Below are 12,300 nucleotides of genomic sequence, written 5' to 3'. Positions count from 1 at the left end.
CCCCATGCCCGCACTCATTACCCTGTCTCACGGTTCACGGCATCCGGGTGCTGCGGCCGGAATTGAGCGTTTGACCCAGGCCACGGGCCTGCGTCCAGCTCGCGCGGCGCACCTGGAATTCAACGAGCCTGACCTCACCGCGGCCGCGCTCGAGCTTGCCCAGGTGGGGGAAACCGAGGCAATTGTGGTTCCCCTGCTTTTCACCCAGGGGTATCACCAGCGCGTTGATGTTCCGCGCGCGCTTGCCGCAGCCTCCCAGGCCTCACACTTGTCCCTCTACCTCGCCGCAGGCCTCGGCACTGGCGAGGACCTCGCCCATGTGCTCGCCTCACGTACCCGGCCTGGCGACGCCCACGTGGTCATCTATTCCGTTGGTTCCTCCGATTCAGCGGCGAATGATGCCATCCGTGAGCTCGCCCACCGCACCTTCGCGCTCACCGGCGTACCCGTGACGGTGGAATTTGCTACCCGCGGTGGCCGCGAGGGGATCGTGCGCCTGTGCCGCGAGCATGCGGACCCTAAGCGGGTGCGCGTCATACCGCTCTTTGTCACCGAGGGGCTGCTCCTAGACCGCTTGGCGGGTGTTCCCGCGACCGTTGAGCACCCGCTCGGCACTGATATTTCAGGCCTCGTCGCAGACCGTTTTCATCATGCACGCCGCGGTGCAAAGGAGGTATTCGCGCCATGCTAACTCTCATTCTCATCGCCCTCGCCGGTGCGGCCGCCAACCTCGTGGACGGTGGCATCGGCATGGGGTTCGGCGTCACGTCTACCACGATGCTGCTCCTTGCCGGCCTAGGTCCCGCGCAGGCCTCTGCCGTCGTGCACACCGCTGAGCTTGGCACCACTGCCATTTCCGGTTTGAGCCACGCACGCTTCGGCAACGTGGACTGGAAGACGGTGGTCCGCCTTGGCGTCCCCGGCGGTATTGCCGCGTTTGTGGGGGCCACGTTGCTTTCGAATATTTCCACTGCCGCTGCTGCACCGGTGACCGCACTCATCCTGGTAGGCATTGGTGCTAACCTCATCTGGCGGTTCTCCCAACCGCGCCGCCGCGGTTCCGCCTACAAGCGCTCGCATTCCACTCCGTTTCTCGCCGGCCTTGGCCTGGTGGGCGGATTTGTCGATTCTACCGGTGGCGGTGGCTGGGGTCCCGTGTCGACCTCCACGCTTATGGCCATTGGTCGGGAGCAGCCGCGCCGCATTGTGGGCACGGTCAACGCCGCCGAATTCCTCGTGACCTTGGGTGCCACCGCGGGCTTTATCGTTGGCCTCTGGCACGACATCGTCGGCAACCTTGCCGCCGTTATCGCGCTTCTCATCGGCGGCGCCATCACTGCTCCGATCGCTGCGTGGCTCATCTCCCGTATCAACCCAGTCCTGCTTGGTGGATTGGTGGGCACGGCCATCGTAGGGCTTAATATCAGCAAGGTTATCGGTGGCGCCGAGACCTACTTTGGCTGGTCAGTGCCATCAGCAGTTACCTCGATAGTCATCGCCGTCGTGGTCGCTGCTGGTGCGGCCGCAACAGTTCGTGGCACGCTGCGCACTACGCGTGCCCGTGCAGCGGAATTGGAAGCAGAAAACGCTGAGGAAGCCGCCCACGCGGACTTTCATGCCCCGGATTACCCAGAGCGTGTCGCCGCCGCCCATCACTTCCACGGTTCGCGCAGGTCAGGTGTCACCATCGTGCAGGATAAGGCGCCCGAAAGCCCCGCCTCGGACCGAATGTAGCGCATCGACTGCGGCCTTTGGCCAGGCAATAGACCAAGGTTTGGCTGCAGTAGGCGGAACGCGGCCGAAAGTGGGGTTAGGGCTTATGCGAGTCTTGCTACCCTGAACCCGCTAGAGGCCGGCCACCTCGCCGATGACATAGACCGCCGGCGAGGAGATATCGTGCTCTGTTATCGTCTGCGCCAGTGTGGCCAAGGTGCAGCGGTAAGCGCGCTCGGTAGAAAGCGTGCCTTCTTGGATGATGGCGCAGGGGGTGGAAGGGGAGAGGGAGGCTGCAATAAGCGTGCTAGCAATCGCCGGTGCATTCTTAACCCCCATAATGACCGCCAGCGTGGCGCCAGAACGGGCGAGAGCTTCCCAGTCCACCAAGGATTTCTCGTGGCCGGGTGGTAGATGCCCGGAAACCACCGTGAAGCCGTGGACGATGCCGCGCTGAGTTACCGGAACGCCAACGGCTGCGGGAACGGAAATAGCTGAAGTTACGCCCGGTATGACCGTGGTGGGAATCGAAGCTTCCGCCAGCGCTTGAACTTCCTCAAATCCGCGCCCAAAGACGAAGGGATCGCCTCCCTTAAGGCGGGCTACCTTGCGGCCAGAGCGGGCATGAGTGATGAGTAACTCGTTGATCTTTTCCTGCGAGATTGACTTCTTATAGGGGAGTTTAGAGACGTCAATGAGCTCTTTGGAAGAAATATCACACAGCCTATCGAGCTGCGCTGTAGGTCCCAGGTGATCGGCGAGAATAACCTCTGCATCCTGCAAGGCGCGCATGCCGCGTACAGTAATGAGGTCCCACGCGCCGGGGCCGCCGCCAATGAGGGTCACGGGATGGATCTGTGCGGAAGTCATGGGACTCCATCTTAGTGGGTGCCCGACTATGCTTAAGCCACATGGATACCGGTAATTATGATGCCGAAACCGTGCGCTTTTTTGATGTCGCGCACGAAGGCGCTCAAATCCGCCTATTGGCCGGAGAAGTGGAGCTTTGGAGCGAGGCGCTCCGCGGGCTTAATCCTCGCTCGCTGGTCATAATCCCCACCGATGCGATTGCCAGGGAAGCCGCCCACTTGGGTGTCGGCCTTGCAGAGCCGCTGCGAATCCCGCTCGTCGTCACCGAATCGCTCCCGCGTTACGTGGGAGCATTGGACGTGGTTGTTGTCGTAGGCGAGACCGGCGAATGCGATTGGGCTTCGTGCGCATTAATTGCCGCCAGCCAGCGCGGCGCCACCACCGTTTTGATTGGCCCGGCCAAGGGCCCGCTCGTGGAGGACTGCCCGGACGATACCCTCATCGCCCCCTGCCTACCTACGGCAGAGGGCAGTTCGCCTGCCCGCAACATCGCCGCACTGCATGCTCTGTGCTGCCTGCTCTACCAGGACCCGACCGCGGTGAAAGAGATCCTGGAGGATCTTGCTGCAGCCGTGGACCGCGAACTCGCGCAGCTTTCCCCTGAGCGCGATGCCACTACCAATCCGGGCCGCCAACTGCGCGAATTTATCGAAGGCGCCCGCATCATCCACTCCTGCGTGCTCGACCCTTATTCCTTTTCTGAGCGGCGTGAGCACGTGCAGATCGACGCCCTCGTCGCTCGTATGGCTGCGACCATCTGGGCGGTGCATGGCCTGCCGAGCGCTTTCGTGGACCCTGCGGAATTGCGACGCGCACTCGACCGAGATTCCGATAGCTCCCGAGCAAATGATCTCTTCTTTGACCCCTTCATTGATGGCGATGGCACTACGGATGCTTTGGTACCCTTGAAGGTGATTTTCTGGGGGCAGGAAGAGGCGAACCTGCCCAACTCGCTTGCAGTCCGCAGCATTGACCCGGAACCGGGCCTCGGGCATCTTGCCCGCTCACTGCAGCTTATTACGCGGAGTTTCTCCGCGACCGCCTACGAGATTTCTAAAGGATAGAAACACATGCAGCTGTTGCACAGCGCCACCCGCAACTATTCCTGGGGCTCGCGTACCCTCATCCCACACCTGCAGGGTCAGCCCGATTCAGAAAAGCCCGTCGCAGAGCTGTGGTTCGGCGCCCACCCCGGAGACCCGTCTACGGTGGATGACCGCCTTCTCAATGAGGTCATTGCGGAGGATCCAGCAGGGCAGCTAGGCAGCCGCGTTTCCGTCGAGTACGGTGAGCGCCTGCCTTTCCTCCTCAAGGTGCTAGCGGCCGAGGAGCCGCTATCCCTACAGGCGCACCCGTCGAAGGAGCAGGCAGAGGAAGGTTTTGCCCGCGAGAATGCCGCTGGGATTGAACTCACCGCACCCAACCGCAACTACAAGGACGATAACCACAAGCCCGAGCTTATCGTTGCGCTCACGGATTTCTATGCCATGGCTGGCTTCCGCCCGCTGGCGCGCACTCGCGAGCTTTTTGCTGCCTTGGAGTGCCCCGAGCTGGATCATTACGTTGCCATGCTGGACGAGGACCCCTCGGTAACCACCGAGTCCGCCAACCTTCGCGTTCTCTTTACCACGTGGATTACCATCCCGTCCGCCAAGCGCAAGGAACTCATCGCCGCCATAGTCTCCGCTGGTGAGCGCCTTATTGCCGCGGACCCGGCCGATTGGAAGTCCCGTGTAATGTCCACGGTGCTGGAACTCAACCAGCGTTACCCGGGCGATATCGGTGTATTGGGTGCACTGTTGCTTAACCACATCGAACTTTCTCCCGGCGAGGCCGTCTACCTAGATGCGGGCCAGCTGCACGCCTATGTCTCCGGCCTTGGCGTAGAGATTATGGCCAACTCCGATAACGTTTTGCGCGGCGGCCTTACCCCCAAGTTCGTTGACGTTCCCGAACTAGTCAAGGTTCTCACCTACGCGGCTGCCGATGAACCGCGTGTTCAACAGCAGGATAAGTCCGCTCAGAATAATGTGCACGACGCCGCCGCATGGTCTTACCCGGTCCCGATTGAAGAATTCCTGCTAGACCGTGTAGAGCTTAGCGGAGCATCTTCTGTGGATTTTGATTACGATGGCCCGACCATCGCCCTGTGTACCGCAGGCTCCGTTACCTTTACTGATGCCGCCGGCAAGACCCTCACCGTGACCCCCGGCCAAGCCGTCTGGTTGCCTGCCTCTGAGGGGCGAGTCACCGCCACTGCGGCATCCGACGCCGCCGACCTCTTCGTCGCCCGCGCTTAGCCCGCCTGCGCTTGGCTCGCCTGCGCACCAGCGCGCTTTGCCGAACCCCTCTCCGCCGGGGCTCAGGCGAGGCGTGGAGCTTCATTTCAGGCGCGCTGCCGCAGCTTTCGTCGCTGCGCGAGTGCCTCACATGGCTGTTTCTTTTACAGCTCTAATGGTCCGGCGTATACAAAAGCACGTTTCCTCGAAATTCGCGTTCAGAATCGAGGAAACGTGCTTTTTGTATTCAGCTAATAGAGCAGTGGGCTGTGGATTAGCGTGAAGGGGCTGCCTTGCGCGGCGCCTGCTTGGTCGGCACGAAATCGGTCGGCTCTTGGTTCTGCTCGGCAGAAGGCTGCTCTGCGGCGGCTTGATCGTCGCGTGGTACTTCTGCCTCTGCGACCTCTTGCTGCTTGTTTTCGGTTAGTTGTCCCCGGTCCGGGTTGGGCTTGTTCTCACCAGTGGTTGTGCCCGTCCCATTTTGCTCCGAAGGCTGCGTCGGGGAAGGCTGCGGAGCGGACGGGGCAGTGGTGGTTTGCGGAGCGGTGCCGCCATTGCCGCCGTTGTTGCCCTGGTTGCCCTGTGGGGAACCGGTAGCCTGCGAGCCGTTTTGATTGCTTGGGTAATCAGGCGTCGGGCGCAGAACGCCTTGGCCGGTGTCTTGTTCACCCTGGATGCTGCCCATACCCTGCGAGGAGGCTCCTTGTGGGGAAATATTCTCCGGACGATAAACCTTGGTGGGCTGGGTAGCCGCCTGCGGGTGCATGACCGCATTGGGGGCTAGATACGGATCACTGTTATGCGGCTGGTGGTGCTTCGAATCGCCGGACGAAGCTGTAGAGCTTGTCGCATGTGCAGAGCGCTTGTTTGAAGGCGAATGGTCCGTGGGAGAAGTGGTGGTCTCCTCGGCCGCAGTGTGCGTCGGGGAGACGGAGGTGGTCCCGGACTGATCCGCGGCATTGGAATAGTTAGCGCTCGGCGAGCTCATGCGCCAGACTGTGAATCCGACGACGGCCGCGGCTATCAGTCCGGCCACAATGAACACGTAGACGCGGCGCGAATCTGGCTTCATCGTGGCTGTCCTTTCTGTGAGGTGGGCCGATTTAACCCCATAGGAGGTGGCGGTATAGCACCCCGGTAACAAGTTGGTAACGAGACTATCATGTTTAGGAAACATTGCTACGGCGTTGTGATTCTGTGATATGCCAACAAAACGCCAGTTCGCGGATGTAGGATGCCCTGCAAACCTTTTCATTGCGTGCTTTCTTTAGCTGGGAAAGCGTGTATAAATGGCGCTGAAAGCACCGAAGGAGTCAAAAAGTGAGTACTTGGGACGAAGATATTTTCAGCACGGACCTCAACGTCGATTTCTTGGAAGAAATGGCAAACCTCGATGAAGAAGGGGTAATTCGCGCCGTTGAGGATGCCTGCGAAGTAGCACATAGCAAGCCGCAGCTCAGTGAAGAAGAGGAACAGAACGCGCAAGCAGCAGCCACCATCGCTGCCATTTGGGCTGGCGCGCCCTTCAGTGCGGGCGAGGTTGTTGAAGACTACCCCTATATTAGGGAGCTGGTGGGGTCTGGCAGCGAAACCTTGACGGAAAATGCCCTCGAGGTACTAGAAAATGTCGAGGAAGAATATGACCTCGAAGCGTTTATAGAGGCCCTGTCCTAAGCCATACCTACTGCCCGCAGCAGTGGCCTCATGCCAGACAAAATAGAAGGGAAGGTACCCCACACCTATGCTTATCAGCATCGAAGGCATCGACGGTGCCGGTAAGAATACGCTGGTCTCCACAATCAGGGAGTCGTTGGATCGACCCGTGGAGGTCATCGCCTTCCCGCGCTATGCAGAATCGATTCACGCCCAGCTCGCCCAAAAGGCGCTCTACGGAAAAATGGGTGACCTGACAGATTCGGCATATGCCATGGCAACTCTTTTTGCCTTGGATCGTTACGGCGTAAAAGACCAATTGCAGCGAGCTAAGGGTACGGACGCCGTGGTGCTATTGGATCGGTATGTGGCTTCCAATGCGGCATATTCGGCGGCGCGACTCGAAGACGATGCCGTCATGGACTGGGTGCATGATCTGGAATTTGGCACTTTAGGCCTGCCGCAAGCGGATCTGCAGGTTTATCTGGATACTGCGGTAGAAGTGGCGTCGGAAAGAGCGCAGGCAAGAGCCCAAGCAGATGCCAACCGGGAGCGTGACCGCTACGAGCGAGATGGCGGATTGCAGGAACGCACCGCCGCGGCCTACCAGCGCCTAGCAGATGCGGGCTGGGGTGGACGCTGGATTGTCACCGCCGATGCGGATACTATAATTTCAGCGATAAAAGACCTTGTAGGAGAATAAAACGTGGCGCCCAAGATTTTGGTAGTCGATGACGATCCGGCTATCTCGGAGATGCTGACCATTGTGCTCGAGTCTGAGGGACTTAAGCCCATTCCGGTCATGGACGGCAATGACGCCGTGCCCGCCTTTGAGCAACACGAGCCGGACCTCATTCTGCTGGACCTTATGCTGCCGGGCATGAACGGCGTGGATATCTGCCGCGCCATTCGCCGTGAATCCTCCGTACCCATCGTTATGCTGACCGCCAAGACGGATACGGTCGATGTGGTACTAGGCCTTGAATCCGGCGCGGATGATTACATCACCAAGCCATTTAAACCCAAGGAACTCATCGCCCGCATTCGCGCGCGCTTGCGCCGCACCGATTCCGCGGAGTCTGAAATCTTGGAGGTGGCGGACCTCATCATTGACGTGCCGGAGCATACCGTGCGCCGCACGGATGGTACCGAACTGAACTTGACTCCTTTGGAATTTGACCTGCTGCTGGAGATGGCGCGCCGCCCTGGCCAAGTGCATACGCGTGAGTCGCTGCTGGAGTCCGTATGGGGCTACCGCAATGCCTCTGATACGCGCTTGGTTAATGTCCACGTGCAGCGCCTACGCGCCAAGATCGAGCATGATCCGGAGGATCCGCAGATTGTGCTGACCGTGCGTGGCGTGGGGTATAAGACCGGTAAGCCCGGCGCCGGGGAGTAAGAACCATCGGCATCATTGAGCGTTTAAGGCGTATTCGAGACGCCTTCATTACAACGTGGCGTACCTCTTTGCAGGCGCGCGTCATTGGCATGATTTTGGTCGCCTCCTCGGTGGTCATGATCATCTTGGCCTACGCGTTGGTTTCTGTGCTGACTCAGCGCTTGGTTAGCCAAAAGGAAGACGTGGCGCAGCAGGAGCTGGAGCGTGCCCGCACGGCCGTGGAACAGCAGATTGATGCCACCAGTTCCGCCAATTCGGTGCAGGTACGCATCAATTCTGCACGTGCGGCACTGGGCCAGCTCTCTGCCCAGCAGGGCGATGCCCAGGCGGTTTATGAACCGGTCATCGTGGTGGAAAACCAGGATGGCTCGGTTATTACCTCGCCAGAAGGTTTCCCCGTGCCGGATCAGTTGCGGGAGATGGTGGATCAAGGTCAGATTGCGCAGCAGTATTTCCCGGCTCCGCGGGAAAACGGTGAGTATTACAACGCCCTGCTGGTAGGAACACCTACCGATACCGATATCCCGCATACTCAGGTCTACTTGGCACTGTCCATGGAGTCGGAAGAATCCACCATGGCATTGATGCGAGGCCTGCTTTCGGCGGCCGGTGTGGTCGTCGTGGTGCTGTTGGTGGGCATTGCCTGGCTGGCCACCCAGCAGGTTATTACGCCGATTCGTTCGGCTTCGCGCATTGCACAGCGCTTGGCGGCTGGTCATTTGAAGGAACGCATGGCCGTCGATAGTGACGATGAGATGGGCCGCCTGGCCGCGTCCTTCAATAACATGGCCGATAAGCTTTCTTCCCAGATTGCGCAGCTGGAGGAATACGGCGATTTGCAGCGGCAGTTTACTTCCGACGTCTCCCATGAGCTGCGTACCCCATTGACCACCGTGCGCATGGCCGCGGACATGATTGAGGCCGAAAGCGATAGCTTGCCGCACGGCGCCCAGCGAGCTTCCCGCCTGATGTCAAGCGAGCTCGATCGTTTCGAGGAATTGCTCGCGGACCTGCTAGAGATTTCTCGCCACGATGCCGGCGTGGCGGACCTGTCTACCGCCGCCATTGATCTGCGCTCCTGCGTGGAGTCCGCCTATGAGCAAGTCGAACATTTGGCTCGCGAGCTCAACGTAGAGGTCCAGCTCAACCTGCCGGATGAGCGCATCGCCGTCGAAGCCGATTCACGCCGCCTTGAGCGCATCTTGCGCAATCTTTTGGCCAATGCCATCGACCATTCGGAAGGCAATCCGGTAGCGGTGGATGTCGCCACCACGGAAACCGCGGTGGGCGTTACCGTTACAGACCATGGCGTGGGCTTGAAACCGGGCCAGGAAGAGCTGGTATTTAACCGCTTTTGGCGCGCGGATTCCTCCCGCAAGCGCCACTCCGGTGGCACCGGCCTGGGGCTGGCTATCGCCCGCGAGGACGCCGTCCTGCACGGCGGCACGCTGGATGCCACCGGCTACGAGGGCTTTGGCTCGCGCTTCCGCCTCATTATCCCGCGCACCCCGAATGCCGAGGTGGGAGAAGAACCCATCTCTGTGGAGATCCCTGGCGCACCCGTAAACAACCCTGCGGAAGGCGGCTCGTTGCCGGAATCGACCCCAGATGCCGGAGTTGAACTTCCAGAAGCGCAGGACTCTAGCACCGGTAATCCGGGTGTCGAACCCGCCTCTGCTACGCCTGCCATTGCATCCGGGATGAGCTCACCGCGCGCCGAAAAGAGCGATAAGACTACCACTGGCCAGGCGGAGGGGGATGGCATCCTATGGCCCTCGGAACGAGAGCTCAACCGTGGTGCGGCCGCCCCAGATAGGCGCGCCTATAAGGCCCCGGACTTTGAGGGGAGGAGGAAGTGAGCGTGTTCAGCAGCAACTATTGCAAAACCGCGGTCTTTAGTACCGCAGCGGTCGTGCTTTTTGTCAGCGGTTGTTCCACTCTGCCGAGTGACACCGGGCCGCAGGTGGTAGGGACCTACCAGCGACAGGAAGACAGCCCTGGGGAAGTTATTGCACCGCAACCGGGCGATGACCCGGATCTGACGTTGCGAGATTTCTATCAGGCTTCGGCCGTGCCCGGAAATGATCACGAAGTCGCCCGTGGTTTTCTTACGGATACTGCCCGTGGTGCATGGGACGCCAGCGGCGATGTGATGGTGGTCGATAGCCTGGATATCGTTACCGCGCCCGCCAATAAACAAAGCTCGAAAGATAATGAACGCGCCTTTACAGTACGTGGCACTATTATCGGCCGCCTGAAATCCGGTGGCGCGTATGTCCCGGAAAATGAGGGCTATGAGGCAGTCATCTACATGAAGATGCAAGACGATAGGTGGCGCGTCGATGGCCTGCCGGCCGGAGTGGTGATGGAGCGCAATGAAATGCGCAACCACTACGCCCCGCAATCGCTGTACTTCTATAAGCAGAGTAACGATGTGCTGGTTCCGGATCGTCGCTGGTTGTATAAGGGGGGCGAAGAATCGGAGTCGACGCTTATCACGTTGTTGATGGAGGGGCCTTCGGCCAGCATTGCCCCTGCCACCCGCCGTGCGGCGGGGGAGAATGTTACCTATGCCGGCTATGACCGCGAGCAAGGCTACCAATTCGAAGGCCTAGTGGACTTGGACGCCCACGACCGCACTCTCTTTGCCGCCCAACTGGTGTGGACGCTTAGCAAAGCCGGCCATACCGGTCCCTTTAAGGTCAAGGCCGATGGCGGTGACCTGGTGGAAGGTATGGATAGCTTGAGCGTGGATGACTTTGCGGACTATAACCCGGAAGAAAGCAGCACCGCGTTGTCTAAGCTCTACGCCCTTAATGAGGGCAACCTGCTGGAGGTAGACGATGGCGTGGCCGAGCCCGTTCAATCCACCTTGGGCAGTAGCGGAGACGTGCAGTCCGTGGATGTGGCCGATAGCGGCCTCGTTGCGGCCGTGCGCCGCAAATCCAATAATGATTTCTCCCTGCAGATAGGCGAGCTCGATGGCCAGCTGCAGGATGCGGTGGATGGTCCCACGCTGGCACGGCCGACCTTTGAATACAACGGGCAAGCCGCGTGGACTGTGGTTGACGGAGATCGCATCGTGCGCGTGGTGCGCTCCAAGACCACGGGCCGCATCTCCAAATCCGAGGTGGATGCCCGCAGCATTGACGATATTGAGGGCGAAATCTCCGTCATCCGCTTGTCCCATAGCGGTGCCCGCGTGGCCATGGTTATCGATGGGCACGTGTATATCGCGGCGGTTGCCCAATCCAGCAGTGGGGATAAGCGCATCGTCAACGCCCGCGAGGTCGGCCCAGAAGTTTCCGGTTCGGCGCTATCGTTGGACTGGAATATGGATGGCTCGCTCATCGTTGGTACCTCCTCGAGCCAGTCACCCGTCTGGCGCATCGAGCAGGATGGTTCCTCGGCTTCGACCATGCCTACCAGCAATATCACCGCCCCCGTGGTGGCTGTAGCTTCCTCGCCCACCAAGCTTTTCATCACTGATTCTCACGCCATGCTTGAGCTACCTTCCACCGTGATGGATGAGACCAACTGGCGTGAGGTCTCTGGGCTGCAGGGCCGGCGTTCTTCCCCTATCGTTTCTAACTAGCCGTCGGAAGGCTTGTGCGGCTAGGGGGGAGGCAACACGATGAGCTTGGGGGAGCTTATTTTTCCGCGCGCGTGTGCTGGATGCGGCGCGCCGGGCGAGGTGTTGTGTGAACACTGCCGCGAGCACTTGCGGCACCCGCCCTACCTGGTAGCACGGCCCCGGCTGCTGGGAGCGCCCGTGTATGCCCTTGGCTCTTATTCCGATATTCGCCGCCGCATCATCATTGGCATGAAGGAGCGCGGAAACCAGCCGGTTCGCGAGTATGTCGGGGCCGTCTTTGCAGCTGGGCTGGCCTACCTGAGTGCCCGTGGTGCTATCCCGCGCGAGTTCACCCTTGTTCCTGCGCCTACCCGTCCGCGCTCGGCGCGGGCGCGCGGGGGAGACCCTGTGGCCGCTGTGTGCCATACAGCGGCGCAGCTGCAGCGCGTGGGCGTGTGCGCGGCTCTTTCCATGGGGCAGTCTACCGCGGATCAGTCCGAGCTTAATGCGCAGGATAGGTGGGCTAACCTGCAGGGGCGAGTCCGCGTTCATGCTCCCATTGCTCGCGCCCCTGCGCTGCTTGCCGACGACGTCGTTACCACCGGCGCCACCCTAGCCGCGAGCATTGCTGCCCTGCAGGCCGCGGGCGTAGAAGTATGTGGAGCATTGGTCTTTGCGGATGCCTAGATAAAGGCGGGATCTACCCTCGAGGTAGGGGAGCGAGAAAAATTTCGCCCTGTCAGGTCATAACCAGTGATACCATGAGGAGTGTCACAGAGAGATAGCTACTGTGATTGATTCCAGTCCCCACT

General features: G+C 60.3%; 12 protein-coding genes. 10 read left to right on the top strand and 2 right to left on the bottom strand.

The window, feature by feature from the left end; genetic code table 11:
* Nucleotides 1–4 precede the first annotated feature (4 nt).
* The gene (locus I6I12_RS09780) at nucleotides 5–691 is read left to right on the top strand and encodes a sirohydrochlorin chelatase (protein ID WP_200288079.1); all 687 of its coding nucleotides are present in this window, start codon (nucleotides 5–7) and stop codon (nucleotides 689–691) included.
* A complete protein-coding gene (locus I6I12_RS09775; protein WP_023020768.1) occupies nucleotides 685–1,734 on the top strand; it encodes a sulfite exporter TauE/SafE family protein in 1,050 nt (349 codons plus the stop codon). The genes I6I12_RS09780 and I6I12_RS09775 overlap by 7 nt, the downstream gene beginning before the upstream one ends.
* Nucleotides 1,735–1,845: 111 nt before the next feature.
* Here the strand turns inward: I6I12_RS09775 and cobA are convergent, their stop codons facing one another.
* Nucleotides 1,846–2,583 carry a uroporphyrinogen-III C-methyltransferase gene (cobA, locus tag I6I12_RS09770; RefSeq protein WP_023020769.1) on the bottom strand — a complete coding sequence of 246 codons (738 nt, stop codon included), beginning with the start codon at nucleotides 2,581–2,583 and terminating at the stop codon, nucleotides 1,846–1,848.
* A 41-nt stretch (nucleotides 2,584–2,624) separates the two neighbouring features.
* On the opposite strand from cobA, the gene I6I12_RS09765 reads away from it, so the two are divergent.
* Nucleotides 2,625–3,647 carry an exopolyphosphatase gene (locus I6I12_RS09765; protein ID WP_200288077.1) on the top strand — a complete coding sequence of 341 codons (1,023 nt, stop codon included), beginning with the start codon at nucleotides 2,625–2,627 and terminating at the stop codon, nucleotides 3,645–3,647.
* Nucleotides 3,648–3,653: 6 nt separating this feature from the next.
* Entirely contained in the window at nucleotides 3,654–4,883 is a 1,230-nt protein-coding gene (gene manA / locus I6I12_RS09760; RefSeq protein ID WP_200288075.1) for a mannose-6-phosphate isomerase, class I, read from the top strand.
* A 253-nt stretch (nucleotides 4,884–5,136) separates the two neighbouring features.
* On the opposite strand, the gene I6I12_RS09755 is transcribed toward manA, so the two are convergent.
* Nucleotides 5,137–5,934, bottom strand: coding sequence for a hypothetical protein (locus I6I12_RS09755; protein ID WP_200288073.1), 798 nt, complete (start codon nucleotides 5,932–5,934; stop codon nucleotides 5,137–5,139).
* Between the two features lie 248 nt (nucleotides 5,935–6,182).
* Here I6I12_RS09755 and I6I12_RS09750 point away from each other — a divergent pair, with 248 nt between their 5' ends.
* The 6 genes from I6I12_RS09750 to I6I12_RS09725 all read left to right on the top strand — a co-directional run bounded on the left by I6I12_RS09750 (nucleotide 6,183) and on the right by I6I12_RS09725 (nucleotide 12,175).
* Entirely contained in the window at nucleotides 6,183–6,536 is a 354-nt protein-coding gene (locus I6I12_RS09750; protein ID WP_023020773.1) for a DUF4259 domain-containing protein, read from the top strand.
* 67 nt (nucleotides 6,537–6,603) lie between these two features.
* Nucleotides 6,604–7,218, top strand: a complete 615-nt coding sequence (locus tag I6I12_RS09745) for a dTMP kinase (protein WP_023020774.1) — start codon at nucleotides 6,604–6,606, stop codon at nucleotides 7,216–7,218.
* A 3-nt stretch (nucleotides 7,219–7,221) separates the two neighbouring features.
* Nucleotides 7,222–7,914 carry an MtrAB system response regulator MtrA gene (gene mtrA / locus I6I12_RS09740; RefSeq protein ID WP_023027822.1) on the top strand — a complete coding sequence of 231 codons (693 nt, stop codon included), beginning with the start codon at nucleotides 7,222–7,224 and terminating at the stop codon, nucleotides 7,912–7,914.
* Between the two features lie 68 nt (nucleotides 7,915–7,982).
* Nucleotides 7,983–9,773, top strand: a complete 1,791-nt coding sequence (gene mtrB, locus I6I12_RS09735) for an MtrAB system histidine kinase MtrB (RefSeq protein ID WP_200288071.1) — start codon at nucleotides 7,983–7,985, stop codon at nucleotides 9,771–9,773.
* Nucleotides 9,770–11,509, top strand: coding sequence for an MtrAB system accessory lipoprotein LpqB (gene lpqB / locus I6I12_RS09730; RefSeq protein ID WP_234288123.1), 1,740 nt, complete (start codon nucleotides 9,770–9,772; stop codon nucleotides 11,507–11,509). The genes mtrB and lpqB overlap by 4 nt, the downstream gene beginning before the upstream one ends.
* A gap of 177 nt (nucleotides 11,510–11,686) precedes the next feature.
* The gene (locus tag I6I12_RS09725; RefSeq protein WP_234288122.1) at nucleotides 11,687–12,175 is read left to right on the top strand and encodes a ComF family protein; all 489 of its coding nucleotides are present in this window, start codon (nucleotides 11,687–11,689) and stop codon (nucleotides 12,173–12,175) included.
* Nucleotides 12,176–12,300 lie beyond the last annotated feature (125 nt).

Origin of the sequence: Corynebacterium kefirresidentii (assembly GCF_016599755.1) — a bacterium.
Lineage (GTDB): Bacteria > Actinomycetota > Actinomycetes > Mycobacteriales > Mycobacteriaceae > Corynebacterium > Corynebacterium kefirresidentii.
The sequence above is the reverse complement of the archived record's forward strand: the minus strand, read 5'-3'. Positions and strand labels throughout refer to the sequence as shown.

Excerpts from the sequence above, each read along its gene's own strand:
- I6I12_RS09755 (WP_200288073.1), bottom strand. The coding sequence starts at position 5,934 with ATGAAGCCAGATTCGCGCCGCGTCTACGTGTTCATTGTGGCCGGACTG.
- cobA (WP_023020769.1), bottom strand. The coding sequence starts at position 2,583 with ATGACTTCCGCACAGATCCATCCCGTGACCCTCATTGGCGGCGGCCCC.
- manA (WP_200288075.1), top strand. The coding sequence starts at position 3,654 with ATGCAGCTGTTGCACAGCGCCACCCGCAACTATTCCTGGGGCTCGCGT.
- I6I12_RS09745 (WP_023020774.1), top strand. The coding sequence starts at position 6,604 with ATGCTTATCAGCATCGAAGGCATCGACGGTGCCGGTAAGAATACGCTG.
- I6I12_RS09775 (WP_023020768.1), top strand. The coding sequence starts at position 685 with ATGCTAACTCTCATTCTCATCGCCCTCGCCGGTGCGGCCGCCAACCTC.
- I6I12_RS09780 (WP_200288079.1), top strand. The coding sequence starts at position 5 with ATGCCCGCACTCATTACCCTGTCTCACGGTTCACGGCATCCGGGTGCT.
- I6I12_RS09765 (WP_200288077.1), top strand. The coding sequence starts at position 2,625 with ATGGATACCGGTAATTATGATGCCGAAACCGTGCGCTTTTTTGATGTC.